The sequence below is a fragment of the Variovorax paradoxus EPS genome (assembly GCF_000184745.1).
Classification (GTDB): domain Bacteria; phylum Pseudomonadota; class Gammaproteobacteria; order Burkholderiales; family Burkholderiaceae_C; genus Variovorax; species Variovorax paradoxus_C.
This window is the reverse complement of sequence record NC_014931.1, coordinates 4,064,049-4,089,959: the sequence shown is the minus strand read 5'-3', so window position 1 is coordinate 4,089,959 and position 25,911 is coordinate 4,064,049. Positions and strand designations below refer to the sequence as shown.

The 25,911-nt window shown below is 63.6% G+C and carries 27 protein-coding genes and 1 pseudogene; 10 read left to right on the top strand and 18 right to left on the bottom strand.

Features of this window, described 5'->3' with window-relative positions; genetic code table 11:
• Window positions 1–139 precede the first annotated feature (139 nt).
• A complete protein-coding gene (locus tag VARPA_RS18925; protein ID WP_013542198.1) occupies window positions 140–1,549 on the top strand; it encodes a DUF2130 domain-containing protein in 1,410 nt (469 codons plus the stop codon).
• 73 nt (window positions 1,550–1,622) lie between these two features.
• Here VARPA_RS18925 and VARPA_RS18920 read toward each other — a convergent pair whose 3' ends face one another.
• The 5 genes from VARPA_RS18920 to VARPA_RS18900 form a co-directional block, all read right to left on the bottom strand.
• Window positions 1,623–2,105 (bottom strand): hypothetical protein, encoded by a 483-nt coding sequence (locus tag VARPA_RS18920; protein WP_013542197.1) that lies wholly within the window; start codon window positions 2,103–2,105, stop codon window positions 1,623–1,625.
• Window positions 2,106–2,231: 126 nt separating this feature from the next.
• Window positions 2,232–2,939: a phytanoyl-CoA dioxygenase family protein gene (locus VARPA_RS18915; protein ID WP_013542196.1), complete on the bottom strand. Its 708-nt coding sequence runs from the start codon at window positions 2,937–2,939 to the stop codon at window positions 2,232–2,234.
• 206 nt (window positions 2,940–3,145) lie between these two features.
• The gene (locus VARPA_RS18910) at window positions 3,146–3,532 is read right to left on the bottom strand and encodes a VOC family protein (RefSeq protein WP_013542195.1); all 387 of its coding nucleotides are present in this window, start codon (window positions 3,530–3,532) and stop codon (window positions 3,146–3,148) included.
• Window positions 3,533–3,712: 180 nt separating this feature from the next.
• On the bottom strand, window positions 3,713–5,131 hold the full coding sequence (locus VARPA_RS18905; protein ID WP_013542194.1) for an alkaline phosphatase PhoX: 1,419 nt from the start codon (window positions 5,129–5,131) through the stop codon (window positions 3,713–3,715).
• A gap of 228 nt (window positions 5,132–5,359) precedes the next feature.
• Window positions 5,360–6,874: an HD domain-containing phosphohydrolase gene (locus tag VARPA_RS18900; protein WP_013542193.1), complete on the bottom strand. Its 1,515-nt coding sequence runs from the start codon at window positions 6,872–6,874 to the stop codon at window positions 5,360–5,362.
• A 209-nt stretch (window positions 6,875–7,083) separates the two neighbouring features.
• Here VARPA_RS18900 and VARPA_RS18895 point away from each other — a divergent pair, with 209 nt between their 5' ends.
• Entirely contained in the window at window positions 7,084–7,689 is a 606-nt protein-coding gene (locus VARPA_RS18895) for a DUF308 domain-containing protein (protein WP_013542192.1), read from the top strand.
• A 98-nt stretch (window positions 7,690–7,787) separates the two neighbouring features.
• On the opposite strand, the gene VARPA_RS18890 is transcribed toward VARPA_RS18895, so the two are convergent.
• The 5 genes from VARPA_RS18890 to VARPA_RS18870 all read right to left on the bottom strand — a co-directional run bounded on the left by VARPA_RS18890 (window position 7,788) and on the right by VARPA_RS18870 (window position 11,603).
• Complete coding sequence (locus tag VARPA_RS18890; RefSeq protein ID WP_013542191.1) at window positions 7,788–8,330, bottom strand: hypothetical protein; 543 nt, start codon at window positions 8,328–8,330, stop codon at window positions 7,788–7,790.
• On the bottom strand, window positions 8,323–9,399 hold the full coding sequence (locus VARPA_RS18885) for a hypothetical protein (protein WP_013542190.1): 1,077 nt from the start codon (window positions 9,397–9,399) through the stop codon (window positions 8,323–8,325). The genes VARPA_RS18890 and VARPA_RS18885 overlap by 8 nt, the downstream gene beginning before the upstream one ends.
• A complete protein-coding gene (locus VARPA_RS18880) occupies window positions 9,396–10,406 on the bottom strand; it encodes a hypothetical protein (protein WP_234974778.1) in 1,011 nt (336 codons plus the stop codon). The genes VARPA_RS18885 and VARPA_RS18880 overlap by 4 nt, the downstream gene beginning before the upstream one ends.
• A gap of 118 nt (window positions 10,407–10,524) precedes the next feature.
• Window positions 10,525–10,812 carry a hypothetical protein gene (locus VARPA_RS18875; RefSeq protein WP_013542188.1) on the bottom strand — a complete coding sequence of 96 codons (288 nt, stop codon included), beginning with the start codon at window positions 10,810–10,812 and terminating at the stop codon, window positions 10,525–10,527.
• A 407-nt stretch (window positions 10,813–11,219) separates the two neighbouring features.
• Window positions 11,220–11,603 (bottom strand): nuclear transport factor 2 family protein, encoded by a 384-nt coding sequence (locus VARPA_RS18870; RefSeq protein WP_013542187.1) that lies wholly within the window; start codon window positions 11,601–11,603, stop codon window positions 11,220–11,222.
• A gap of 266 nt (window positions 11,604–11,869) precedes the next feature.
• On the opposite strand from VARPA_RS18870, the gene VARPA_RS18865 reads away from it, so the two are divergent.
• Window positions 11,870–12,865, top strand: a complete 996-nt coding sequence (locus tag VARPA_RS18865; protein ID WP_013542186.1) for an OmpA family protein — start codon at window positions 11,870–11,872, stop codon at window positions 12,863–12,865.
• A gap of 266 nt (window positions 12,866–13,131) precedes the next feature.
• Here the strand turns inward: VARPA_RS18865 and VARPA_RS31140 are convergent, their stop codons facing one another.
• Together VARPA_RS31140 and VARPA_RS18855 are read right to left on the bottom strand one after the other, a co-directional pair.
• Complete coding sequence (locus tag VARPA_RS31140; RefSeq protein WP_013542185.1) at window positions 13,132–13,776, bottom strand: hypothetical protein; 645 nt, start codon at window positions 13,774–13,776, stop codon at window positions 13,132–13,134.
• A gap of 46 nt (window positions 13,777–13,822) precedes the next feature.
• Window positions 13,823–14,317, bottom strand: coding sequence for an Lrp/AsnC family transcriptional regulator (locus tag VARPA_RS18855; protein ID WP_200861435.1), 495 nt, complete (start codon window positions 14,315–14,317; stop codon window positions 13,823–13,825).
• Between the two features lie 65 nt (window positions 14,318–14,382).
• On the opposite strand from VARPA_RS18855, the gene ilvB reads away from it, so the two are divergent.
• Window positions 14,383–16,179: a biosynthetic-type acetolactate synthase large subunit gene (ilvB, locus tag VARPA_RS18850; protein WP_013542183.1), complete on the top strand. Its 1,797-nt coding sequence runs from the start codon at window positions 14,383–14,385 to the stop codon at window positions 16,177–16,179.
• A gap of 147 nt (window positions 16,180–16,326) precedes the next feature.
• Here ilvB and VARPA_RS18845 read toward each other — a convergent pair whose 3' ends face one another.
• On the bottom strand, window positions 16,327–16,590 hold the full coding sequence (locus VARPA_RS18845; RefSeq protein WP_041942956.1) for a hypothetical protein: 264 nt from the start codon (window positions 16,588–16,590) through the stop codon (window positions 16,327–16,329).
• A gap of 48 nt (window positions 16,591–16,638) precedes the next feature.
• On the opposite strand from VARPA_RS18845, the gene VARPA_RS18840 reads away from it, so the two are divergent.
• Window positions 16,639–17,217 (top strand): TetR/AcrR family transcriptional regulator, encoded by a 579-nt coding sequence (locus VARPA_RS18840; protein WP_013542182.1) that lies wholly within the window; start codon window positions 16,639–16,641, stop codon window positions 17,215–17,217.
• 92 nt (window positions 17,218–17,309) lie between these two features.
• Window positions 17,310–18,050: a 3-oxoacyl-ACP reductase family protein gene (locus VARPA_RS18835; protein ID WP_013542181.1), complete on the top strand. Its 741-nt coding sequence runs from the start codon at window positions 17,310–17,312 to the stop codon at window positions 18,048–18,050.
• Window positions 18,051–18,074: 24 nt separating this feature from the next.
• Here VARPA_RS18835 and VARPA_RS18830 read toward each other — a convergent pair whose 3' ends face one another.
• Together VARPA_RS18830 and VARPA_RS18825 are read right to left on the bottom strand one after the other, a co-directional pair.
• Window positions 18,075–19,088 carry an alpha/beta fold hydrolase gene (locus VARPA_RS18830; RefSeq protein WP_013542180.1) on the bottom strand — a complete coding sequence of 338 codons (1,014 nt, stop codon included), beginning with the start codon at window positions 19,086–19,088 and terminating at the stop codon, window positions 18,075–18,077.
• Window positions 19,089–19,216: 128 nt separating this feature from the next.
• A complete protein-coding gene (locus tag VARPA_RS18825) occupies window positions 19,217–19,693 on the bottom strand; it encodes a MarR family winged helix-turn-helix transcriptional regulator (protein WP_013542179.1) in 477 nt (158 codons plus the stop codon).
• A gap of 296 nt (window positions 19,694–19,989) precedes the next feature.
• Here VARPA_RS18825 and VARPA_RS18820 point away from each other — a divergent pair, with 296 nt between their 5' ends.
• Window positions 19,990–20,961, top strand: a complete 972-nt coding sequence (locus tag VARPA_RS18820) for a hypothetical protein (protein WP_013542178.1) — start codon at window positions 19,990–19,992, stop codon at window positions 20,959–20,961.
• Between the two features lie 58 nt (window positions 20,962–21,019).
• Here VARPA_RS18820 and VARPA_RS30675 read toward each other — a convergent pair.
• The 3 genes and pseudogenes from VARPA_RS30675 to VARPA_RS18810 all read right to left on the bottom strand — a co-directional run.
• A pseudogene (locus VARPA_RS30675) lies at window positions 21,020–21,124 on the bottom strand (helix-turn-helix domain-containing protein); the annotation flags it as partial.
• A gap of 39 nt (window positions 21,125–21,163) precedes the next feature.
• On the bottom strand, window positions 21,164–22,903 hold the full coding sequence (locus VARPA_RS18815) for a hypothetical protein (RefSeq protein ID WP_013542177.1): 1,740 nt from the start codon (window positions 22,901–22,903) through the stop codon (window positions 21,164–21,166).
• A 13-nt stretch (window positions 22,904–22,916) separates the two neighbouring features.
• Complete coding sequence (locus tag VARPA_RS18810) at window positions 22,917–23,300, bottom strand: response regulator (protein WP_041942954.1); 384 nt, start codon at window positions 23,298–23,300, stop codon at window positions 22,917–22,919.
• A gap of 173 nt (window positions 23,301–23,473) precedes the next feature.
• Here VARPA_RS18810 and VARPA_RS18805 point away from each other — a divergent pair, with 173 nt between their 5' ends.
• The 3 genes from VARPA_RS18805 to VARPA_RS18795 all read left to right on the top strand — a co-directional run bounded on the left by VARPA_RS18805 (window position 23,474) and on the right by VARPA_RS18795 (window position 25,884).
• Window positions 23,474–23,830, top strand: a complete 357-nt coding sequence (locus VARPA_RS18805; RefSeq protein WP_013542175.1) for a response regulator — start codon at window positions 23,474–23,476, stop codon at window positions 23,828–23,830.
• Window positions 23,831–23,892: 62 nt separating this feature from the next.
• Window positions 23,893–24,867 carry a tRNA dihydrouridine(20/20a) synthase DusA gene (gene dusA, locus VARPA_RS18800; protein ID WP_013542174.1) on the top strand — a complete coding sequence of 325 codons (975 nt, stop codon included), beginning with the start codon at window positions 23,893–23,895 and terminating at the stop codon, window positions 24,865–24,867.
• Between the two features lie 231 nt (window positions 24,868–25,098).
• Window positions 25,099–25,884 (top strand): IclR family transcriptional regulator, encoded by a 786-nt coding sequence (locus tag VARPA_RS18795; protein ID WP_013542173.1) that lies wholly within the window; start codon window positions 25,099–25,101, stop codon window positions 25,882–25,884.
• The last annotated feature ends 27 nt before the right edge of the window (window positions 25,885–25,911 follow it).

Here is a 25,911-nt window from a genome sequence, read left to right as displayed (position 1 = left end):
CAGCCGCGCGGCCGGGGCCTGGCGTTCGCCCTCGTGGCACGATTCGGCCCTGAAGCCATCACGGTGCGGGCGATCATGAAACGAATCGAGGCCCGCCGCGCGCGTGCAGGTTGCACCCCACACACACGAGTAATCAGTCATGCATGAAATCATCTGCCCGCACTGCGGGAAAGCCTTCAAGATCGACGAGGCCGGGTACGCCGACATCCTGAAGCAGGTTCGCGACAGCGACTTCGACAAGCAACTGCACGAGCGCCTCGAGTTGGCCGCGCAGGACAAGCGCAATGCCGTCCAACTCGCGCAGGCCCAGGCCGCCAGCCGCTTGCAGGCGGCCGCCGCAGCCAAGGACGCCGAGATCCAGCAGCTGAAAGCCAGCCTCGATGCCGGCGAGGTCGCGCGAAAACTCGCGGTGAGCGAAGCCCTCGGCGCCATCGAAAAAGAACGCGACGCGCTCGCCAGCGAACTCGAACGGGCCCGGCAAGAAAAGCGGGCCGCCGCCGAACTGGCCCAGGCGAAGCACGCGAGCGAACTGGAGCGGGGCGCTGCCGCCAAGGACGCGGAGATTCAGTCGCTGAAGGCCAAGCTCGACGCCATCGAAGTGGCGCAGCGGCTCGCGGTGACCCAGGCCGTGAGCGTGGTCGAGAAGGAGCGCGACGAACTCAGGAGCGGCCTTGGCCGGGCCGAACTCGAAAAGCAGCTCGCCGAGAAGTCGCTCAAGGACAAGTACGAAACGCAGATCAAGGACCGCGACGACGCGATCGAGCGCCTGAAGGACTTGAAGGCGCGCCTCTCGACCAAGATGGTCGGCGAGACCCTCGAGCAGCACTGCGAAACCGAGTTCAACCGCATCCGGGCAATGGCGTTTCCGCGAGCGTATTTCGAGAAGGACAACGACGCGCGCTCCGGCAGCAAGGGCGACTACGTCTTTCGCGATGCGGACGAGGCGGGCACCGAGATCGTCTCGATCATGTTCGAGATGAAGAACGAGAGCGACCGCACCGCCACGAAGAACAGGAACGAAGACTTCCTGAAAGAGCTCGACAAGGACCGCACCGAGAAGGGCTGCGAATACGCGGTGCTGGTCTCGCTGCTGGAGCCCGACAGCGAGCTCTACAACACCGGCATCGTCGACGTGTTCCACCGCTACCCGAAGATGTACGTCGTGCGGCCCCAGTTCTTTCTGCCGATCATCACGCTGCTGCGCAACGCCGCGATGAACTCGCTCAAGTACAAGTCGGAGCTCGCGCTTTTCAAGGCGCAGAACATCGACGTCACCAACTTCGAAAACGAGCTGGAGACGTTCAAGAACGCATTCGCGAAGAACTACGACCTGGCTTCGCGGCGCTTCCAGACCGCCATCGAAGAGATCGACAAGTCGATCGACCACCTGCAAAAAACGAAGGAGGCGCTGCTCGGCACCGACCGCAACCTTCGCCTGGCGAACGACAAGGCGCAGGACGTGACGATCAAGAAGCTCACGCGGGGCAACCCGACGATGGCGGCCAAGTTCGCCGATCTGAAGAAGGATGCGCCTCCCGACGCGGGATGAGCCGTCGTGTGGGTAGCCAGCGCACAGGGCGTGCGCTCGCCTGCTTCTTCTTCCTCTTCTTCCTTCTCTTCCTCTACTTTCTGCGCCCCTGCTTGCTGAACCCTTCGTGGTCGGTGTGCGAGACCTTTTCGCCCGCCGAGCACTGGCTGCTGAACGTGACCTTCTGCGAGTCGCCGTAGTAGGTCGCGTACAGGTGCCAGAGCTGGCCGTCCAGCCCGAAGGTGATGTGCAGCTGGAAGTTGGAGCCCCAGCGCGCGCTGCCCGTGCCGACCTTCTCGACCCACTGGTGCAGGCCCTTCACGACGATCACGTTGCGCACATCCGAATTCACATAGTCGCCCAGCCTGCTGGCGCCCACGCCGCCCGGACAGCAGTTCTGCGCGCCGGGACGCGAGAACAGTTCCCTCATCTTGGCTTCGTTGTTGTAGTCGTCGATCAGCATCTTGTCGTAGCTGCGACCCGGGTTCAGCCCCAGCAGGGCCGTGCTGTTCCACGCCCTGTGGTTCGTGTAATTCCGGTAGAGCAGACTCGTTCCATCGTGGAAAGTCAGGGACATCGCGGCACTCCAGTGAAGCCGAAAGCACGGATTCTTATCGGGTTCTTTTGGCGGATGAAGTCGTCCAAACGGCCTATGTCCAACCGTGCGCAAGCCCGCCTTGCCTGCCGTGCGGCGACGGGGATTTCAGATGCCGTTGGAGAAGAAGCAGCGAGCCGTCGCCATCATCCGCACGTTCTTCGTTGAGTTGACCGATGGCGTGTGCAAGAGGCGCAGGTCCATCAGGAACACGTCGCCCGCGCGGCCCGACATCTCGACGATGCCGATGCCCAGTTGCTCAAGATTTCGCGCAAGGTCTCCCGGCGTCTTCAGCACCTCGCGCAGCCGCGAGGCCGTGGCTTGCCCCGGGGTGCCGACACGATGCGAGCCGGCCAACGCCAGGGTTGCGCCGCCGCCGGGTGCCACGTCATCGATGAGGAAGAAGGCCTGGATGCCCGGCAGCGGCCCTTGCGTCGGCGCCGACACATCGACATGCCAGTTCAATCCCTCGAGCGTCGAGGCGCCTTGGTTGGGCGGCGAGAGCAGCAGCTGCGTGTCCTGAACGGCAGAGGGCGCCCGCCCGCCAAGTCGCGTGACGTATTCGATGAGGTCGGGCGTTACCAGCGCCTGATGCAGGCCCGGAACCTTGACGAGCGCCGAGAGCTTTCCGATCTGCTGGAAGACTGGCAGCCGTTGCAGCGAAGCCGGCAGGCTCTTTCCTCCGGGCAACGCCTTCAGCCGCTTGAGCTCGTCCAGCAGCTTCTGCTTGACGCTCGCCACGTGCTTCTTCGGATGGAAGCCTTCGAACCGTAGATAGCCTTGGTCGATGAAGAGTTCGGTTGGGACTGAATTCATTGTTCGAATGGCGTCAGAGTCGTCTAGCGATAGCACTCTACGGCCGGCACAAGCGAGACGAGTCTGCGTCGTGGCTGATGTGCGCGCATTGCTCGCCGCGTGCGCCCGGGTAGACAAGGTCATTGCCAGCTCACAAATGACTGCATCGTGCCGCAAAAATTCGGCGCCTCCCGGACGCCGCCCGACCGGCGCCCGTCGCGTCGCCGCTACCCCTCTGCAATGTCCTCGTGAATACAGAGGTAGTTCCCCTCGGTGTCCTTGAACCACGCCGCCTTCTCCGAGCCGAGCACGCAGACGTGGTCGACGGTCTTCAGCTCGGGGTAGTCGTAGTCCTCGAACACCACGCCGGCGCGCTTGAGGTTCGCGATGCTGGCGGCGATGTCGTCGACCTGGAAGCTGATCGCCGTGTGGTCGGCCTTGGTTCCCTCCGGTCTGGGGAACAGCGACAGCGTGCTGCCGCCCACCGCGTAGACGAACTTGCCGTCGGGCCGGAGGCCTCCGGGTTTCAGGCCGAGGCAACCCTCGTAGAAGGCGCGGGCGCGGTCCATGTCCTTGACGGGGAGCATGGTCGTGACAGACGAGTCGGACAACATAAACGGTCCTTTCGTACAAGTCGGCACAGCGGTGGTTGCTGGGGCCATCACCTTGGCTGGTCGGCCGGATTTCAGCTTACGCCGACAACCGCGGCGGCGCCATATGGCAAACGCATCGGCCGCAGGATCGACCGTCGATCGGTCTTCCTGCGCCGTGCTGAACGTCTGTCTGGCCTTGCCTTACTTCGCCGCGGATGGCAGCGTGATCTCGAAGGTGATGCCCGCTCCCCCGGTGCCGCGCTGCGAGCTGAAATACAGCCGCTTGCCATCGGGCGACAGGGCGGGGCCGACGACCTCGCTGTCGTCGTGGCCGACCAGGCGCACGAGCGGCTGGGAGGTGCCCGATTCCATCCGCAGCACGCCGATTTCCAGGTTGCCCGCGTCTTCCGCCACCAGGATGTCGCCGAGGGCCGAGATCGTGAGGTTGTCCGGCTCGTCGATCGAGTGCGTGGCGGGGTCCTTGTTCATGCCGTCGTAGATCGCCTCGAGCGTCTGGTTCTGCGTGTCGTAGGCCCAGATGTGCGCGTTGTACGAGGTCACGAAGTACACGATGCCGTTGAAGAACCAGATGCCCTCGGCCTTCCGGAACCCGGCACCGGGCGGCGTGCGGCCTGCCGCGCGCATGCTCGAGCGCACGCCGGCCTGCGCCATGTGGGGGTCGTTGACATCGATCCACTCCACTGCCAAAGGTTGGCCGAAGTCCTTCGGATATGGCTTGGCCGGATCGGCGAGGTCGATGTCGCTCGCGATGTCCTTGATCTTGAGCACCTGCAGCCGGCCCGTCTTCATTGCCGCGCGCGGGGCGCCTTCGGGCCAGTCGCTCGCATCGCACACGAAGCGGTAGACGCGGCCGAGGGATGCGTCTTCGGTCAGATAAAGCGTCTTGTGAACGGGGTCCACGCACACGGCCTCGTGCGCGTAGAGGCCCAGCGCCGGCAGGCTCGGGGCGCTGCTCGCGTCGACCCAGGGCTTGGTGGGGTCGCACTCCCACACCATGCCGCTGGAATGTTCCTCGCACGACAGCCAGGTGTTCCAGGGGGTGGGGCCGCCAGCGCAGTTGGTCGTTGTGCCTTTCAGGATCGGGTACGAATCGACCACCGTGCCGTTGGCGTCGAAGCGCAACGCGCCGACACCGCCGCCGGCCTTGCTGATTTCCGAATTGCTCACGTAGATCCAGCCGCCGTTGGCGGTCGGGTAGGTCGCGCCGCCATCCGGCGAGCCATGCCATGTGTAGCTTCCTGCGGCGATGGCGCCCGACTGCGCAACGATGCGCGAGGTGAAGCCCTTGGGCAGCATCACGCCGTTGGCATCGGCGGGCTGCAGCGCCGAGAACTCCGCGAAGGGGCTCTTCTTGACGACGGGCGGCTCGACCGGCGGCTGGGCGGGTGTCGGCGCCGGGGCGGGCGAAGGCGAAGGTGCGGGCGGCGCACCGGCAATCGGCGGGAAGGCAACGCCGTTGCTGCCGCCGCCGCCGCAGGCAGCGAGAAAGGCCGGGAGCGTGACCACGCCCGCGGTGGCGAAGCTCTGCCGCAGGAAGGTGCGGCGCTGGGGAAGATCGAGGGGAACGGTGGGGAAGGGCGTGTTTTTTGCGGTTTTCATCGTGAGGTCAGGTCGTACTCAGGTCATGTGACGGCGCGATTCTTTAGTGCCGACATGAAGCGTTCGTGACGATGAAAATTTGCGCCGGCGGGTGGAAGCGATGCCGGTCGCGGAGTCTTTCGACTCCGGCCCGAATCGCATCCTGGTGGCACTAGCCGGCGAAAGAAAAAGGCGGCAAGGGCGTCATGGCGCTCGCTCGCCGTTGCCGCTATCGACCGGAGCCTGCCTTCAGATCAGCCCGCGGGTCGCCGCCTTCAACGTCGCGGCCGCGCGCGTCGAACATTCGAGCTTGAGGAACACGCGCTCGACATGCGTTCGCACCGTGCGCGGGCTGATGCCCAGCGCGCGAGCGACTTCCTTGGTGTTCTCGCCCTTGCTGATGCAGCGCAGCACCTCCAGTTCGCGCTCCGACAAAGCCTGCTCGCCGCGCTGCTGTTGCGGCGCCGCGGACCTCGAAGGCGCATGCGACATCGCGCAGGCAAGCAGCGCATCGACAACGTGCTGATCGAAGCGCCCCGCCTCCACGTCTTCCTTCATGCACCCCAGCGCCTCCGCTTCGCTGAACTCCTCCCGCCACGGACGCCGCGTGCGAAGTGAAACCCACCGCTCGGCCGCCGCGACGAACTGCGCCTCCGGCGGCATCGCCGTGCCCGACCGGCCGCGGTAGTAACCCGAGCCATCGCGCCGTTCGAAAGCGAAGGACGCGATTTCCGCTTCGGCCGCGAGCCCGTCGATTTGCCCTGCGGCGCGCGAGGTCCAGTACGGCACCAGCCGCATGCGCTCCAGCGACGAAGCCGGCAGCGGCTCGGGCGCGTTCCAGATCGCGTTGGGCACCGACGCGCGGCCGATGCCGTGGATCAGCCCGGCCTTGTACGTGCGGTGGCACAGGGCCTCGTCCAGGCCCGCGTGCGCACTGCCATCGCGCGCCAGCTGGGCCACGCGGCGGGAGTAACCCGTCATCCAGGGCAGCTTGAGATCGATCACGTCGCCCACCAGCTCCAGCCCGACGCGCTGCAGCATCGATGCGGGCTGGTCGGCCGCATCGGTCCACGGCGGGGTGGGGGCGTCCAGCGTCTTCATCCACGTCGCGACGTGTGGCGTGCTGGCGTCGACGAGCGCGCCGGGGTACACGCTGTTCGCGCGTCCGCGGGCCAGCGTGAGCGCTTCGTCGAGCCCGTAGAGGCGGCTGAAGATTTCGAGGTCGCTCGCCAGCGCCACGACGTAGGTTGCGAGCGGCACCTCGTCGCCTTGCAGCAGGCCGGGCACGCCGCCGCCGTCGTAGGTCTCGAAGATCGCGCGCAGCGCCGCTTCGGTGTCGGGGAGGAGGCCCAGCGTGTTCGCGATGTCGCCGGCGATTTCGCAATGGATGCTGGCCATGTCGAGCATCGCGCTCGGGATGGCCGCGCTGCGCGGTTGATGTTGTTGTTGGTGCTGCTGCTGTTGCTGCTGCTGCTGCGGTGCCCGCGGCTTCTGCGATGCGAGCATGGCTTGCCGGCCCTGCACGTCGTCGTCCAGGAAGTCCGCGAACTCCTGCGCATTGGCCGTGCAGCCCGACCAGCGCAGCAGCGCGACGTGCCGGGCGGCTTCGATCTGCGAAGGGTCGCAGCGGGCCTCGGTCGCGATCATTCCCGCGAGCCACGCGGTGCGCAGCGAATGGTCGGTCGGCTGGCCCATGCTCAGGTCGCCGATGAAGGCGAGGGCGCGCACGGCGTCGAATACGGCGATGGTGGTGTCGTCTGGCATCACGGAGGCGGCGGGGAGGGGAGGGGCAAAAGCACAGGATCGCACAGTCGATTTATTTCAAGGCGCCCTTGTCGGTCATTCGACCGATACCGCGATTGGGAGGGGCCAAACAGAATTGGCTGCAGCCGCTCCGCTCGGGGCGACGGGCTTTTTCTCTTCTTCTTTTTCTTCCTCTTCGTTCCAATCTCGCGGCCTCGACCGCCATTGCCATGTCAGACACCAATCAGTCGCCACTCCAACTTCAACCGCTTCTTCAACGCGCCGCGTGGCTGCGCAAGCTCTACTTCACGCGCGCTGCCTTTTCCTTTGTGTGGGTCGCGCTTGCTTTCACCGTCGCCAAGGGCTCGCCCGTCGTGGCGACCGCGCTGCTCGTCGTTTACCCCGCATGGGACGCGCTGGCCAACCTGTGGGACGCGCGGATGACGGGCGGCGCCAAGGCCAACCCCACGCAGGTGTTGAACGCCTGGATCAGCGCGCTGGTCACCGTGGCCGTCGCGGTTTCGCTGGGGCTCAAGCTGCAGCTCATTCTGGCGATCTTTGGCGCGTGGGCCATCGTCGCGGGGCTGCTTCAACTGGCGACTGCAATTCGCCGGCGCAAGAGCGACAAAGGGCAGTGGGTGATGATGCTCAGCGGGGCTCAGTCGGCGCTGGCCGGCGGGTTTTTTGTGGCGCAGCAGGGGAGTGCGGCGCCTGTGGTGCAGACGTTGGCTGGGTATGCGGGGGTGGGGGCTGTTTACTTTTTGATTTCGGGGGTGGTGATCTTGTTTCGGAAGGCCAAGGGCGGAGCCGGTGGTTTGGCTTCCGGGCAGGGCTGATGCCGAATATCCAAGCGCGGTCCCAGGCGCGCTTTAGATCGCGATGGCCTACACATTTGGCTCGGACATCTTTGCGGTAGCGACCGTTACCTGCGTGATCAGCGTTTCCGATCGCCGGGAGCAAATCGAACCGCTTCTGCGAGCGGCAACAAGAATTCATGGGCCACCTTCGCACTTCCGGAGCCCTCGATCGTGACCACTGCGATCTCGCTTCCATCGGTTGCCGCTACGTTGATGTAGTACTCAGCACCGCTCGCCGTCGTGAACTCGGTTGCCATGGACAACACAGACAGCGCCGGTCCAATGTCGCTCCGCCTAAATGGCACCACCACGCGGCCGCCCTCGGTTTGGGCAAAGCGTTGCCAACTGCGCTCTGTTAATCCCGCTATCTGCTCGATTGCTTCTGCCACCGCCGGATCGTTGCCAGAGGGGCGTAACACGGTTCCGACTGTGATCGTGCGCCCAGCACTCTTGTCCATTAACTCTGTGGCCTGTGGCCCTTGCTTGATTTCGTAGTTTCCGGGAATCGGGAATTCAAAGGAACCGATTCCAAATGACTTCATGTGCACTTTTTCTCCTTGTGCGTATGCCGCGGAAACGGCGATGAACCCTATCGCCAAGAGCAAGGCAAATCTAGTCATGAATTGAGGGGTGTTGTTGAGAGGGGATCTGTGGCTGCACATTATTGCCAGTATGGCGACGCCTCCATATAAAGCCGTCCGCCAAATAATGATGAAAATTCAGGATAAGGTGGGCAATAAGAATAGTGGGGAATCCCAGCCAAATCAGGCTTTCGCCGACCCTGTCGGCAGCGACATAAAAAATCGCCCCTACGGTCAAGCATCCGAGGAAAAATGCGGCCGGGCGTTTCAAGATTTCAAATATTGATTTTCGAGCCGCTAGGGTGCTCTCCAATTTGCCGGATTTGTCGTTCGCCTTGATATCGCTCCGCTGTTGGCGGTAGACAAATACCAGATACTGGATATTGTGCCAAACATTGACTACCAGCCAGCCTAGGGTAATGTCATTGATCAATATATAGCTGACCAGCGAAACCAATAGGTGGGAAAGCACAAAACTGCTGAAGAGAGAGTTTTCCTGCTCCGCGCTCCTGCAATGCCACAGGCGTGCAAACCAAAACAATGCGCCAACGACAGCCACAACCCCAATTGCAAAGGCTAGCTCTTGCGGAACAGGTGGTAGCCAGATCGGATATCCCAAGAAACTATCGGATGCCTGCGCGCCGCGATGTAAATATCCCCAAACGGGAAAAATATAGATCAGAAAATACGGCAGCCTTTGATAAGGCGTCTGCAACTGGCGGTCGCAGCGTCTTGCTATTCCGTAACTCTGGCGAGTCACGTGAAACGCCTGAAGCACAAAATAGAGAGCCAGCAGTCCGGCCGCTTCATAAGCAAGAGCGATGATCGTTAGGCCCCCTGCTATTAAAACTGGTGCGGCAAAAATCAAAACCCAATGAGTTTTTATACTCGGCGAAATCTGGCGGATGCGCGTGTAGGTCGCAATGATATGAGGATTGGCAAAAAGCCAAATATCAATATAAAGAACCGCCAGCATCATCGGGGCAGACAGCGATGCCAATGCCCCGGCTGATAAAGCTACAAACAAATTGATAAATATCAGCCAGTGCTCTTGCCGCGTTGCTGCAATGCCGGTGTTGCCAAATACGGGCTGCGCCTGCGTCGTCATGTCACAGCGATCGGGGTGGGCGGAGGGCGAGGTGATCCAAGGGGTGCCAATTTGGTCGGCACTGTAAATCCAGAGCGAGGTCGCAAATAGCTTTCAAGATCAATCCGCATGTTTTCAAACGCGGTACTCCTGGCGGCCGAAAATCTGGATTCCAAGGTTGCGCGATCGAAAACTCCAGACAAACCCGCGGGAGGAAGTCGCTGGTAGGGATCGTAGTTTTCAGCGATCTCACACGGATAGCAGTGTCCGTTTGCATCGAACTGGCTGTTGATTTTTAATTTATAAATGGCGCCGCCGTCTTTGGTCGGGTCTATGGGAAAGCTGAAAATCAGATCGAGTTCGGAAGATTTCAGGTTGGCGTCATTCTCAATCGGCGTAAAGCCAGCACTCCGATATGCATTGATCAAGCGCTCCTTGAGATCGGGCAAGCTGATGCCGATATAGGAGTTGCCGAATAGATTTATTTCCCCTTTCCACTGGGACTTGTAATTGAAGCTGAACGACGGCGCCAGATGAGTGCGACCGGTCAACTCGATATTTGAATACGCTGTGTCGATTGCCGGTAAGAGAAGCGAGGTCAGCTTGTATTGCATCATCCAGGGAAGCGCCTTCATTTCCTGCTCGTTGCTGATTTCAGTGAATCTCAAAAAGCACGGATTGCAATTTTTTCTACTGTCCAACAGCGACTCGTCGATGGACACAAGGATCGTCGGATTTATCTCCGTGTTCGGATCGACGACCAACTCAAAACGAATGACCGTGGGCTTGTCTTTTTGCGCATTTGCAGAAACGAAGGTGAAGCCCGATTCTTGAAAAGCCTTGCGCACCATCGATCTGAATTCGGTGGTGCTCATATTCCGATAAGCAGCCACGGGGAGAGCAGTGCCTTGCGTCTTGTAAGTTAGATCTAGAACATTCGATGATGGCCATTGGGAGAAAGCAGTCGCGCCAGCTAGTAAACAGAGTCCGCCAATTAAAGCTTTGCGAACACCAGAAGTAATAGACATGTGATGCTTCATTTAAAGAGAGTGCGGCCGGTTGAATCCGCCGCCGCATGCTGCCATAGGCGGGAGCCGTTCGGGGGCTCCTGCGCATGCTCCGTCAGCCGGAGCATGCCCACATCAATCAGGCCAGTCCAGCCCGCTCGCCCAAACACCGCTGATGCAACTCCGCCGCCTGATCCACCATATCCGCCGCGAGCCACATCACGTTCTCCAGATGCTTCGGCCCGTCGCCGCGGGACCAGTCGATGCCTTCGCTGTAGCAGCACCACAGCAGCGACTTCAACTGCTCCAGCCTGTTCTCCAGAAGGTCTGCCGCGCTGGGTCCGTCCGTGATGGTGGGGGCGGTGCCGCTGGTCGACTTGCCGCGGGGTGCCGGTGCAGGGTGCCCGGCCATAATTCGTTTAGCCATTTGTTGTGCTCGCTTTCAGAGTTGTTGCACGTCATGTGGTTAGACGGCTGGGGTGCTGACACATCCCGGCCGTCGCCTTTTGTGCCTCGCGTTTTCCATCGAGTGCGCATGGCACCGATGGCCGCCGCGAGGCGAAGCGGTCATCTTTCAGAAAAAAAGCGCGTTGTGTTCAGCGCCTTCATTGCTCCATACAGTGCGTCGCCGAGCGACAGGGGCGTCCACTTTAGAGAGAGACCGCGCGGGCGGGGAAACTGAATCCGCTAGTAAGTCGCGGATCGCGCAGGTTTCGCTTTTTCAGCGTCGCAAGTTGCTGATGGCTGAAGTGCGCGGCGCTATCGATCAGTCGTCACGAGCCGGGTCTGACGCCGGTGTCGCTGCGAATGGCGGCCGATGCAGGCAAGCGACAGTCACCGCGCCTTCGCAGCGCCCCCGCCCTGCAGCGCCCCTTCGATGACGAACGCATGCAGCCCGGCCATCTTGCCCTCACGAAATCGCCACACATCGCAGTACGCATGGCGCGTTTCCTTGCCTACTTCGTCCTTCAACGTGATCTCGCCCAGCGCCGTGACGATGTCGCCCTCGGCAATCAGGTGATGGACGTCGAACTTGGGTGGCTCGGTGTAGGCCGTCGCCATCCACTCGCGAACGGCTCGCTTGCCGCTGAGTGTTCGGTCGCCGACGAAGGTCCATTCCGTGTCCTCGGTGCAGTGCGCGAGGAATCCGTCGTAGTCGCCTTTCTCGATGGCCGCGTTGGCCTTTTCCAGAATCGCTTTGTGTGTCGCTGCTGGCATGCGGGAATCTCCTGTACCGGCTCGTTCAGGTGAGCGCGTGACTCACCACGCGATGCACCGGCGCCCTCCAAATCAGTAAGCGACATCCGGCCTCATGCGTTTGTCAGCCGTCGCCGCGTCCTGCCAGCAGAGCCCGTGCCTCGACCGACTGCTCACGGCTCACGGCTCACGGCTCACGGCATAGGCCGTCCGTCGAATGCACAACGGCCCGTGCCCGTCCTAGCATTCCGGGCGTCGCCGCTTCTTACGTCCTTCCGACGTTTCCGATGAAACAGCTCGCCTTCCTCGCTGCAATGGCCGTGCTTTTTTGCACGGCCGCCTTCGCCGCCGCACCACCCGAAAAAGACCACCCCCTCGTCGGCCGTTACGAAGGCGCGGTGCTCGACGGCACCAAGGTCACGGCGTACGACGAGGTCGGGCTCATCAAGGAGCCGTTCCAGAACTGGGGCGGCGGCAAGCCCGATCTGCTGAAGCTCGAGGGCAAGATCTCGCTCTATCACTACAAGCTGCCGGCCGGCCGCTCGCTGCTCGAAGTGCAGCGCAACTACGAGGCGAGCCTGAAGGCCAAGGGCTTCGATATGCTCTTCACCTGCGGCACCGCCAACGCCTCCTGCTACCAGAAGCGCCCCAACAGCGTGGACACCAACACGCCCTACGACTTTGCGCTCGCCTTCGACGACCCCGAATGGCCGCGCCTGGGCAAGAGCGGCGACTACGTGCGCAACTACTTTTCGGTGAGCGGGCGTTACCTGCTCGCGAAGAAAACCGGCCCCACCGGCACCGTGTACGCGAGCATCGCGCTGGCCGAGCACAACGCCGATGTCGGCAGCCACGCCTTCGTGCGCGTGGTCGAAAGCAAGGCGATGGATGGCGACAAGATCGTGTTCGTCGATGCCTCGGCCATGCAGAAGAGCTTGGCCGAGACGGGGCGCATCAACCTCTACGGCATCCTGTTCGATCTCGACAAAGACGTGATTCGCCCCGAGTCGCAGCCCACGCTGGACGAGATGACCAAGCTCATGCGCAACAACCCGCCGCTGAAGCTCTCCGTGGTGGGGCACACCGATGCGCAGGGCGAAGCGAAGCACAACGACGACTTGTCCAAGCGCCGCGCGGTCGCGGTGATCGGTGTGCTGGTGAAGGCGGGCGTGGACCCGCGGCGCTTCACGACGCGCGGCGCGGGGGCGGCGGAGCCGGTGGCGCCGAATGACAACGAGGCGGGGCGGGCGAAGAACCGGCGGGTGGAACTGGTGCGGCTTTGAGCCAAACCATTCGGACTGAGCCCAAGCCGTTCGGGCTGAGCCCAAGCCGTTCGGGTTGAACCCAAACCGTTCGGGCTGAGCCCAAACCGTTCGGGCTGAGCTTGTCGAAGCCTTGCGCGGCGCTTCGACAAGCTCAGCGTGAACGGATTTATGGGTTTGTCTTTCCGAATGCCGAATGCCGAATGCCGAATGCCGAATGCCGAATGCCGAATGCCGAACGCCGAACGCCGAACGCCGAACGCCGAACGCAATCCGGTATCAGCTTTTCATCCCTTCAATACCGCGAACTTCGCAGCCCAGTTCCCCGGCGCGGCATCGACCAGCGCGTTCAGGTGCGCCTGCAGGCGGTCGGCGATGCCCGTCAGCGTCGTGCCTTCGGCCAGCGGTTCGTTGCCGCTGATGACGTCGATCCATTCGTCGGCATCCTCGTCGCCGACTTCTTCCGGCACTTCCCATCCGCCTGCGGCACCGAGCAAGTAGCGCAGGTGGTACTCGATGGCGAAGCCCGGCTCGACCGTGCCTTCGCGGCGCACGCGAGCGAGGCTTGCGATGGCCGCTGCCAGCGACTCGGTGCTGAAGCTGCGGCTCTCGGTTTCGGTCGCCAACTCGGAGCCATCGACTGCGTAGCCCGCGAGTTCGCGCCAGTAGGCCTCGTCGTGCGCGCCATCGCGCTGCGCCATGTGCTGGCTCGCGAAGCGCGCGGCGAGGTCGATGTCTGCGATGAGGGGCGAGAGCACGAGGTCGCTGCTGAAGTCGAAGCCGAAGAAGTACATCGTGCCGTCGAGCGTCACCGCCTCGATGGCGCCGACGTGTCCCTTGCGTCCGGCAAGGGGTAGGGGAACGGCGGGGCCGGTCTCGATGGGGGCGGCGGCCGCGGCTGGCGGTTTTTTCTTCTTGAAGAAATCGAACATCCGAAGATCCTTTGGGGGAGTTCAGGTCAACGCGATGCCCGCACCTTCAGATGACGGGCACGCTCGTTTCCTTCAGCACCCGCAGCACGAAGTGCGATTTGCTGTGCCGGATGCCGGGAATCTTGTAGAGCTTTTCGCGCAGCAGCCGCTCGTAGTCGCGCGTGTCGCGCACGGCGATGCGGATGTAGTAGTCGTAGTCGCCCGAGACGAGGTAGGCCTCCTGGATCTCGGGAATGGTCGCGAGCACGCGGCCGAAGTCGTAGAGCGTCTCGTCGGTGTGGCTCTCGAGCGTGACCTGCACGATCACCGAATCGTGATAACCGAGCTTGGCCGGATCGACATCGACCGTGTAGCGCTTGATGACGCCTTGCGCCTCCAGCTTCTTGATGCGCGTCCAGCAACTGGTGGGCGACAAGCCGACCTCGTTGCCGATTTCCTGCAGGGTCTTGCGCGAATCGAGCAGCAGCACGCGGAGGATGGCCATGTCGATCTTGTCGAAAGATCCTTCTTCAGAAGTTGATGTTTTCCGATTGGTTTTCATAAATTGGACCAAAAGAGCCAAAAGAATGAAGCAAATTCTGCATCAATAACGGAAGAATTGACGGCATGAGATTGCTTGATCCAAACGTTCTGCCCCTCACGGCCTCCCTGTCCCTTCACCCCGAAGCGCCCCCCCGTGTGCGCAACGGAGCGGAGGCCCTGCTCGATACGCTGGTCGAGTGCGGCGTCGACACGATCTTCGGCTACCCCGGCGGCGCCGCGCTGCCGCTGTACGACGCGTTGCACGGCGAGCCGCGGCTGCGCCATGTGCTGGTGCGCCACGAGCAGGCGGCGGTGCATGCGGCCGAGGGCTATGCGCGCAGCACGGGGCGGGTCGGCGTGGTGCTGGTCACCTCGGGGCCGGGGGTGGGCAACACGATCACGGGGCTGCTCGATGCAATGAGCGATTCGGTGCCGGTGCTGTGCATCAGCGGGCAGGTGGCCACGGCGGTGATCGGCACGCAGGCTTTTCAGGAGAGCGATGCGCTGGGCATGTCGCGCTCGGTGACCAAGTGGAACCAGCAGGTGCGCGCGGCCGACGACGTGCCGGCGCTGGTGCGGCGCGCGCTCGAAATCGCATCGACGGGCCGGCCGGGGCCGGTGCTGCTCGATGTGCCGAAGGACATCCAGCTGATGCGCCTGGGTCACGGTGGCGCCTCGACGCCATTGCGCCCACTGCGCACAAGCCGGGCGGCGCTGCCGCCGAAGGCGATGCTGCAGCGCGCGGCCGACCTGCTCTCGACCGCGCGCCGGCCGGTGCTCTACGGCGGCGGCGGGCTCATCAACTCGGGGCCAGCGGCCTGCGAGGCCTTCACGCAGTTGGTGAACCGACTGCACGCGCCCTGCACGCTGACGTTGATGGGGCTCGGTGCCTTCCCCGCATCGGACCCGAAGTTCATCGGCATGCTGGGCATGCACGGCAACCTGGAAGCGAACCTCGCGATGCACGAGGCCGACCTGGTGGTGTGCGTCGGCGCGCGCTTCGACGACCGCGTGACCGGCAAGCTCGACGAGTTCTGCCCGCATGCGCGAAAGATCCACATCGACATCGACCCGACGAGCATCAACAAGGTCGTGCAGGTCGATGTGCCGATGGTGGGCGACTGCGCGGCGATCCTCGATGCGGTGCTGGCGCTGCTGCCCGAACAGGGCTTCGCGCCCGAGCGGCTGGCGCCGTGGTGGGCGCGCATCGAGCGTTGGCGGGCGGAAGATTGCTTGAAGTTCGAGCCGCGCGCGGATGCGATCCTGCCGCAGCAGCTGGTGTCGTCGCTGCAGCAGGCCATCGGCCGCAGCGGGCGCGATGCGATCGTCTCGACCGATGTGGGCCAGCACCAGATGTGGGCCGCGCAGTACCTGCGCTTCGACAGCCCGCGGCATTGGCTCACCTCGGGCGGCGCGGGCACGATGGGCTATGGGTTGCCCGCGGCCATCGGCGCGCAGATCGGCCACCCCGATGCGCTGTGCGTGTGCGTGAGCGGCGATGCGTCGGTGCTCATGAACATCCAGGAGCTGTCGACTGCCGTGCAGCACCGCACGCCGGTGAAGCTGGTGCTGTGCAACAACGGCTACATGGGCATGGTGCGGCAGTGGCAAGAGCTGAACCACGGCAACCGTCTGAGCCATAGCTGGAACGAGGCGCTGCCGGATTTCGTGGCGCTGGCGAAGGCGTTCGGATGGGGGGCGCGGCGGGTGTCGGAGCCGGCTGAGCTCGAAGCCGCGCTGGCCGAGTGCCTCGCGAGCGAAGGGCCGTTCTTTCTGGACGTGCAGGTCGCGGCGCAGGAGAACTGCTTTCCGATGATGCCGTCGGGGCATGGGCATCACCGGGTGATGTTGGCGAAGGACAGGTGGTACGAGGAGGCGTGATGCCTGGTTTTTCTCCCTCCCCTTCCGGGGGAGGGCGGGGGTGGGGGCAAGCGGCGTTCGACAAAGCGCTGCGATGAATTGAACGCCGTCGTGCCCCCATCCCAACCTTCCCCCGGAAGGGGAAGGAGCAAGAGAAGGGCGCAGACGCTACACGCTCTGCAACCTCACGTCGTCGGCAGGAATGGCATTGAGCTCCGCCCAATCCATCTCCTCTTCGAGCCGGTGGTAGGTGTCGTCCTCGATCTCCCCGCTCTCGCGCGCCTGGCTTTGCGCGCGGATCGCCGTCGTGCGCAGGCGGTCGTGTGCGGTGCGGCTCTGCGGCTGGCTTTCGTCGGCGGCGATGGTACATGCGGCGCGATATTCGTCGCGCACCGCAAATAACAAGAGGAGCCTTTGCGCCCAAGCAGGCATTGCTTGGTTATGGACAATTCGATCCGAAATTATCTATACTCCGCGCCCATGGCCCGACCCAAAGCATTCGACCGCGAGACCGCCCTTCAGGGCGCGATCCCCGTGTTCTCCGACCTCGGCTACGACGGCACCTCCACCGAGGTGTTGCTCAAGGCCATGGGCATCAGCCGGCAGAGCATGTACGACACCTTCGGCGACAAGCGAAAGCTGTACCTCGAGGCGCTGCAGTACTACATCGCGGGCAGCGTGGCCGAGCAGATCCGCGTGCTCAACGGCGCGAGTTCGCCGCTGAAGGGCATCGAGGCGATGCTGAACGCGATGGCTTCCAAGCCGAGCACCGATGCGGAGCCCGGCTGCCTGGGGATCGGTGCCATTTGCGAATTCGGCCGTTCGGATGCAGAGGTGTCGTTGCTCACTGATACGGCGGGCCGCACCTTGCTCTCGGCCATCGAGCGGCGCATTACCGAGGCGAAGGCGGCAGGCGAAATCGTCAAGGCGGTGGATACGCGGGATGCCGCGCAGTTCGTGTCGGCCACGCTCTCGGGGCTGAAGATCGCGGCGCGTGGCGGTGCCCCGGCCGAGACGCTGCGCGGGGTGGTGAAGGTGGCGGTTCGCAGCTTGAAGTAGGCGGCGGGCGGGCAAATCGAAGAGCGCCCTTGCGGGCGCATTTTTTGACTCTATTATGGATCAATCGATCTGTTAAAAAAGGACGAAACACTATGTCTTCAGCATTGAGCGGCAAGGCCGCATTGGTCACCGGCGGCTCTCGCGGTATTGGCGCGGCCATCGTGCGCCGCCTCGCGAAGGACGGCGCTGCCGTCGCATTCACCTATGCAGCATCCGAAGAAAAGGCGAAGGCGCTCGAGGCCGAGATCGCATCGCAGGGCGGCAAGGTGCTGGCCATCAAGGCCGACAGCGCCGACGCGCAAGCGGTGCAGCAGGCGGTGTCGCGAACGGTGGAGGCCTTCGGTCGACTCGACGTGCTGGTCAACAGCGCCGGCATCCTGATTCACGGCATGGTCGACAACTACGCGCTGGCCGACTTCGACCGCATGGTGGCTGTCAACGTGCGCGCCGTGTTCGTTGCCACGCAGGCCGCGGTGCCGCACATGGGCGAGGGTGGGCGCGTGATCACCATCGGCAGCGTGACGGCGGACCGCAGCGGCTTCGCGGGCTCGTCGGTCTACAGCATGACCAAGGGCGCGGTGGCTTCGCTCACGCGCGGCCTGGCGCGCGACCTGGGCCCGCGCGGCATCACGGTGAACGTGGTGCAGCCGGGGCCGACCGACACCGACATGTCGCCGCAGGGCGAGATCGGGGAACGCGTGCGCCCGCTGATCGCCCTGGGGCGCATGGGAAAGGACAGCGAGATCGCCAGCCTCGTGGCGTACCTCGCGGGGCCCGATGCGGGCTTCGTGACGGGCGCGGCGCTCACCGCGGACGGTGGCTATCTCGCCTGATGCCGCACCGGGCCGATCGCTCGATCAGGACTTGATGAACGCCAGCAGGTCGGCGTTGAACTTGTCCTTGTGCGTGTCGGTCAGGCCGTGCGGCGCGCCGGGGTAGACGATGAGCTTGTTGTTCTTCACCAGCTTGGCCGAGGCCAGGCCCGCGGCGCCGATCGGCACGATCTGGTCGTCGTCGCCGTGGATGATGAGCGTGGGCACGTCGAACTTCTTCAGGTCTTCGGTGAAGTCGGTTTCGGAGAACGCCTTGATCGAGTCGTAGGTGTTCTTGTGGCCGCCGAGCATGCCCTGCGCCCACCACGAATCGATGAGGCCTTGCGACACCTTCGCACCCGGACGGTTGAAGCCGAAGAAGGGGCCCGAGGGCACGTCCTTGTAGAACTGCGAGCGGTTGGCCAATTGCGCGGCGCGCAGGCCGTCGAACACTTCGATGGGCAGGCCGCCGGGGTTGGCGGCGGTCTTGAGCATCTGCGGCGGCACGGCCGAGATGAGCGCGGCCTTGGCGACGCGCTTGGTGCCGTGGCGGCCGATGTAGCGCGCCACTTCGCCGCCGCCGGTCGAGAAGCCGACGAGCACGGCGTTCTTCAGGTCCAGCGTCTCGATGACGGTGGCGAGGTCGTCGGCGTAGGTGTCCATGTCGTTGCCGTTCCAGGGCTGGCTCGAGCGGCCGTGGCCGCGGCGGTCGTGCGCGACGGCGCGATAGCCCTGCGAGGCGAGGAAGAGCATCTGCGATTCCCAGCTGTCGGAATTGAGCGGCCAGCCGTGGCTGAACACGATGGGCTGGCCGGTGGCGGGGCCCCAGTCCTTGAAGTAGAGCTGCGTGCCGTCCTTGGTCGTGATGATGTTGCTCATGGTCTGCTTTCCTTTGAGTGAAGAGGTGGGAACCGCGCCGGCTTTCGGCGCGGCGGTGGAAGCGGCGGATGCCGCGGACGAGAAGCCGGTGCCCACGAGGGCGCCGGCTGCAACGGAGGCGCCACCGAGCAGCAGGCTGCGGCGGGTGGCGGTGGAATTGTTCAGGCTGTTGGCGGACATGGTGCGTTCTTTCGATGACGTGGTGGAGAGGGAGGAGATAGACGAAGGCCTGAATTCAGATCGCATGTATTAATATCGCATGCGATATAAATGGCTTGAGCAAACAGGAAGGCGGATGCGGCGAGCCATCACGCGTTCCTGTCGAGGTTCGAACGCAGTGCGAGCAACTGGTCGCGCAGGTTGCCGATGTCCTGGGGCTCCAGCGCCATCGCTTCGGCCACGCAGGCCGGCAACGCGCGGGCCTCCTTGTGCATCGCGCGGCCTTCTGTGGTGAGCGACACGATGACCTGACGCTCGTCCGATGCCGAGCGCACGCGCTGGATGAGTCCGCGCGCCTCGAGGCGCTTGAGCAAGGGGGTGAGGGTGGTGGTTTCGAGCGCGAGGCGCTTGCAGATTTCGGAGACGTTGACCGAATCTTTCTCCCACAGCACGAGCATGACGAGGTACTGCAGGTAGGTCAGGTCCAGGTCGCGCAGCAGGCCGCGGTACACCTTGTTGAGGCTCAGCATCGTGGAGTACACGGCGAAGCAGAGCTGCTCGTCCAATGCCAGCGGATCGCTCACAGGGGCATCGGCGGGTTGGGCGGGGAGGTGCTTGGAAGGCATGGGCCGGATATTAGATCGCATGCGATCTAATGGCAAGCGATGTTTTTTGTGGCCACGATGCAGTGGTGGCCGGTGCGGCCTACCAGCATGGCGATGCAGCAGAACCGATGGCAAACTTGGTCTTGATGACCTCGGACTTGCCCAAGGAGGAAACAGTAAAGCCCACTGGACACTGGCATAGAACCCATGCATCACAAGAGCGGGCATCAGGCGTGCCCAGTGCCAAGGACCGTGCAGTTCGTTGACTACGTGGCCATTGATCCCAAAATCAAAATGAGCGGTGTGGAGGCAAAAAAATGGCCCGTGTGATCAAACCCGAAAAAGGCAACCGTGCTGAATCGGTACAAGCAATCTGGAAGCAAGCAGGACTTGTCGAAAGAGAAAGACACTCACTCGGTTCAGTCTTGAGCTTTGACGCTAACCTCGCACAGGGGCGAATTAGCCCAGCGATCGGGTACTCGCGCTCAATTGCATTAGACGCGGCGTGCACTGCCATCGTTGCGCGCTGGAACGCCACCTCCGAGGCGGATGTTCTGCTTCGACGAGCCTTTGCATTGTTCTACTGGCATGTCGAGCTTGACCTTGCCGAGCGATCGACCGGGAACTGGAGCGACGTGGTGCCAGACGACGCCTTTTATGAAATGCTGAACTGGCAGGGCTTGGCGGCAGCGTGCGGTGAAGCAGAGTTCTCCAATTGGATCGCACTGCACTTGTGCAATCTTTTTCTCAGTGGCGGTGTGATCAAGAACGCTTACGACTACAAAGCTGACACCCCTGGCCGGGAATTCACTGAGATGCTTCAGGTCACTCTTGCAACTCGTCGCTGGCCGGATTCCAAAGATGTCTCCGCTTGGAAAGCGTATGGCCCGTTGTTGACCACTGCACACAATCCGGCAAGCTTCGCAGCAGCACTGGTGGACTATTGCGATTACCGGGTTGCGCAGTGCCTGGGGTATGACGGAATCGACGCTGTCAACCGGCGCAGGCCATCGCAGTACGCATCTATCCTGGATCTCGGGGGGTGGTCGCAATCTTTTCCCCTCGAACTGTTCACGCTGAAACTTGCTTACGAGCAGGCGACCGGCGGCTCGATGAACTTGAATGCCGACCATCCGTTGCTTCAAACGAGCTTGATGACGATGCCTTTTCCTGGCTTGACGCCGCTCCACCGCGACGAGTTGGTTGATCGAGTGAGTGCTTTCTATGTGTCGGCTTTTGCCGATCGTGGGCTTAGGCAGCCAATCACTTTGCGCTATCCGATGACTTGAGTGGAAAGGATTGGCTCCGTACATGCGTTGACCACACCTCACTCGAACGAGCTAAGCCTCAATCCAGCGCTTTCCGATAGCCACCCGGCGGTTTTCCAAGCTGGTTCCTGAAACAGTGGCTGAAGTGGCTCGCATCGCTAAAGCCGCTGCGATAAGCAATCTCCGAAACCTGATGCGGCCAATATCGAACGAATGAGCGATCTCAGGAGTGGCCGTCCACCCGCATCTGAAAAAGGAAGTAAGGCGGAATGCACGCACCGCGCCCCTCGGGCTGGCCCTCGGCCTGTGCGCAGATGTAGTCGTCGCGGCAGGGCTGCTGCACCGAGCAACTGCGCAGGTTGCCGGGGCGCGTGTGTTTGGCGAGGCATTCACCGAAGGGCTTGCTCGCGGCAAGGCACTGGTTGAAGTCGCTGAGGATGGCGATGCCGCCGCAGGTGCCGTTCTTGTCGAGCGGATCGCACGGCCCCGAACACATGCCGCCGGGGAAGCCGACCGAGGTTTTCTCGCACACGGAGAACACGCCTTCGCACGCGACGCGCGGCAGCTTTTCGGCGCGGTCCAGCCACGGGTTGGCGGACTGCGTGATGCGCGTGGGTTCGCAGCTTGCGCCGACGGTGGCTTTCTCGGGTGCGGGGTTTGGAACGTCCGGCTCGGCGAGCGGCCGGAACGGATCGGGCTGCGGCGTCGACAGCGCGGCGCGCACATACGTGCCGCGGCGCGCCAGTTCGTCCTGCAGATGCGGCGAGTGCGGCAAGGCGAGCGCGTTGCCGGTCGTGAAGGTGCGCGATGCGCCGCGCCGGTCGATGCCCAGCAGATGAAAGCCCGCGACCGCGCGGCTCTGGTGGCAACCCGCGCAGCTCAGATCGTCGAGCCGGCGCAGCACGGCCTGCGGCGATTGCAGCGTGCGGCTGCCGGGCACGGCCTGCCACTCGCCGGGTGAGAAGACCTGCGCGAACGGCCGGTTCGCAAGGCGCGCAAGGCCGCGCGGCGCAACGGAGATTGATTCCGTCGCGAGGAATTTTTCAGGAATCTGCACCGAGGCTTCGTCCAGCGCGCGCAGGTTGGCGGGCTGCTGCAGCCACTGCTGAAGTTCCTTGCGCAGCGGCGCGTTGGCCTTCAGGCGCGCGACATCGGGCGTGTTCTCGAGCGGGGCCACATCGAAGCGCTTCGTGCCGGCGTTCCATCGGAAGGCCCGCAGCATGTACTCGGCATGGCCGCCGAGATCGGGCCGCACCGCGGAAGGCCAGCGCACGCTCTGCAGGTTGGTGGTGACCTGCGCGATGCGCGCGGGTGCGAGGCGCTGCGGTGCGAGCGGACCTTCTGTCGACACCAGCCAGCGGCCGAGCGCCTCGTCCTTCATCGAAGCCTGCGGCGGTTGCCAAAGCCGCGCGGCGCTGGCGCAGCTTCCGTTCGCATCCGGTGCATCGCCGCGCAGTTCCAAATTGATGGTCATCGGCAGGCGCGACTGCATGGCTGCGGTGCGATAGGCGAGCCGGTACACGAGCCGCGTCTCGCCGCATGCGCCGTTCTGGAACGGCCGGCGGTCCATGCGGTTGGCCACGCCGACCAGTTCGAAAAAAGCATCGGGGCTCGCGAGCCAGCGCACATCGAACAGCCGGTGCGGATAGCGCGAGATGCCGACGCCGGCCTGCTTGTCCGTGCGCTGGATGCGCGCGAGGCTTTCGCCGAGCGTCGTGGCGATGGATTGCCAGGCCGCAGAGCGCATCAAGGCCTGGTTGGTGGCGATGCCTTCGGGCGACGCGGGCGCATCGCCGATCCAGTGGGCGAAGCTGGCGCCCGATTTTTCGGCGGCTTGCAGGGCAGAAGGAGAAGTGACGAGGAGAAGCGGGTCGGCCGCGTGCGCGAAGGCCGGCGTGAGCGTCAGTGCAAGAGTGATTGCAAGGGTGTTTGCAAGGGGCAGGCAGTGTTTGAAGATCGGCACGCGGCCGATTGTGTCAGCGCCGGGGCGTGATGTTCAGCTTCGCGCAGAAGTCGTAGAAGGCCTCCAGTTGCAGCGACTTGTCGAACACAGCGTCGACGCCCGCCGACAGCGCGCCTTCGCGCACTTCCGAGGTCGCATAGTTCATGAGCACCACGGTACGTTGCTCGGGCAGCTTGTTGTCTTTCAGGTATTGCGCCACGGTCAGGCCGTTGCCCTTGGCGAGGAATACATCGATCACCGCCGCATCCCATTCGCCGGGGTTGGCCTTGAGCCAGTCGATGGCTTCATCGGAAGTGGTTGCGGTGCCGATGACATCGCATTCGGAAAATGCTTGCAGCCCGTCGGTCAGCGTCGTCGCGATCAGAGGGTTGTCTTCTATGAGATAGATGCGGGTCATTGTTGTGTACGAAAGCGAGGTGCGGTCCATCGGCTTGTCTCGGCCGAGGACGTCATTGTCGGGACGGACTCCCGGCGCCGAGTAAGACAACGCCGCCATCTGTCGTACATCCCTGTAGGGTGGTGGGCCCAGGTGGCTGCAGCAGGCCTTGTTGTCTGGAAAAATGTCACGCAATGACAAATGCCCCGCCACCCAAGCTTCGTGTACTGCTCGTGGAGGACGACGCGGACACGCTCGCTGCCACCCTGAAACTGCTCGAGGCCCTGGGGCACTGGGCCACGGGCGTCAAAAGCGCCGAGGCCGCGATCTCGCGCTTCTTCGAGGGCGCCTTCGATGTGGTGATGGTCGATATCGGCCTGCCCGCACTGTCGGGGCACGACCTGGCCGAGCGGCTGCTGCGCGACTACCGCGTGCCCGTGATCTTCGTGACCGGGCAGGCGCAACCGGCGAAGCCGCTGCCGGGGACCGCCTGGCTGCGCAAGCCCTATACGGTCGAGCAGTTGACCGAGGCGCTCGCGCTGGCCGCGTGAGAAAATCGCCGCCTTCTCTGCCCGATGTCCGGGCCGATGTCGACACCACAGGATCACGCGTTTTGGAAGAGAAGGTCATCTCCGTTGCCCCGATGATGGATTGGACGGACCGTCATTGCCGGTACTTCCACCGCCTGATGTCCCGCCACGCGCTGCTCTACACCGAGATGGTGACGACAGGCGCGCTGGTGCATGGCGACGTGCCCCGGCACCTGCGCTTCAACGCTGAAGAACATCCCGTGGCGCTGCAACTCGGCGGCAGCGAGCCGGCCGACCTCGCGCACTGCGCCAAGCTCGGCGAGGAATGGGGCTACGACGAGATCAACCTCAACTGTGGCTGCCCGAGCGAGCGCGTGCAGCGCGGCGCGTTCGGCGCCTGCCTCATGAACGAGCCGCAGTTGGTGGCCGATTGCGTGAAGGCGATGGTCGATGTGGTGAGCGTGCCCGTCACGGTCAAGCACCGCATCGGCATCGACAAGATCGAGCGCTACGAGTTCGTGCGCGACTTCGTCGGCCAAGTGAGCGAGGCGGGGTGCGATACCTTCATCGTCCATGCGCGCAACGCGTGGCTGCAGGGCCTGAGCCCGAAGCAGAACCGCGAAATTCCGCCGCTGCGCTATGCGCTGGTGCATCGGCTGAAGCACGACTTTCCAGGCCTGAAGTTCTCCATCAACGGCGGCATTTCCGTCAACGAACAAGTGCATGAACACCTGCGGTTGCTCGATGGCGTGATGGTCGGGCGGGAGGCGTATCACAACCCCTGGTGGCTGGCCGAGTGGGACGCCGAATTCTTCGGCGCCGCGCCGCAGCCGCTGACGCGCGAAGAGGTGGAGTCGCTGATGTGCGACTACATGGTTCGCGAGGCGGCCGAGCACGGCACGCAGTGGTCGTCGATCGCGCGCCACATGCTGGGCCTGCGCAACGGCCTGCCCGGTGCGCGCCGCTGGCGGCAGGTCTGGAGCGACCATCGGATGAAGACGCGTCCGCCGCACGAGGTGATGGCGCTGGCGCACGAGCCGGTCGCGCAGGCCGCCTGACCGGGCCGGCCGCCGAGGCCGGCTTTCTGCTTCCACCGCTCACTCGGGCCTTCTCCAACTCGGAGATTTCGTGTCTTTGTTTGCCCGAAAACGCCCTTTTTAGCCCCTGTATCGGGGCATTTCATCGTCTTTTAACGGAACATGGTTCCGAAACAATGCAACAACAAGTGTGGCTTGTGCACCTGTTTTTGCTCAAGAATAAAGAGGTCAGGGAAACAAAAAAGGTTCTTCATGAGTGAAGCTGTTGGCAGCAAAGAGGAAGTGAGCGCGCTCGCACGCGGCTTGTCACTGCTCAAGACCATCGGGATGGCTGCCGCCCCGATGGGCAACCGGGATCTGGCCGACACGACGGGCATTCCCAAGGCCACCGTCTCGCGGCTGACCGCGACGCTGGTAGGCGCCGGCTACCTGCGCCAGTCGCGCGACAGCGAGCGTTTCAGCCTCGGGCCGGCGCTGCTCGACATGAGCAGCCGCTATCTGCTGCATTTCGACCTGCGAACGGTGGCGCGGCCGCACCTGACGGAGCTGTCCGAATTCGCGGGCGCCAGCATCCACATGGGCGTGCGCGACGATCTCGACCTGCTCGTCATCGATTCGCTGCGGCCGCGTTCCGCCCTCATCAGTTCGCGCATCGAGGTCGGCTCGCGCCTGTCGATCACCACTTCGGCTGCGGGCCGGGCCTACCTGGCGGCACTGCCGCAGGCCGAGCGCGACGCGCTGCTGGAGCAGATCCGCATCGAGACGGGCGAGAACTGGTTTTCCGTGGCGCCGCGGCTGATGGCGGGCATCGAGGAATACGAGCGCCTGGGCTACTGCAGCTCGTTCGGCGAGTGGCATCCCCACATCCACGCCCTCGGCTTTGCGCTGCAGGGGCCGCGCGGCGAACGCTACGGGCTGAGCTGCGGCGGCCCCGCCTACCTGCTGCCCAAGGACGTCATGCTGGAGCGCGTGGCGCCCCGGCTGCTGGAAGCGGCCCGGCGGATCGCGGCCGAAGCCGGCACAGCCATCCGCGACTGAACGCAAACAAGGCGTGCCTTTTCGCGG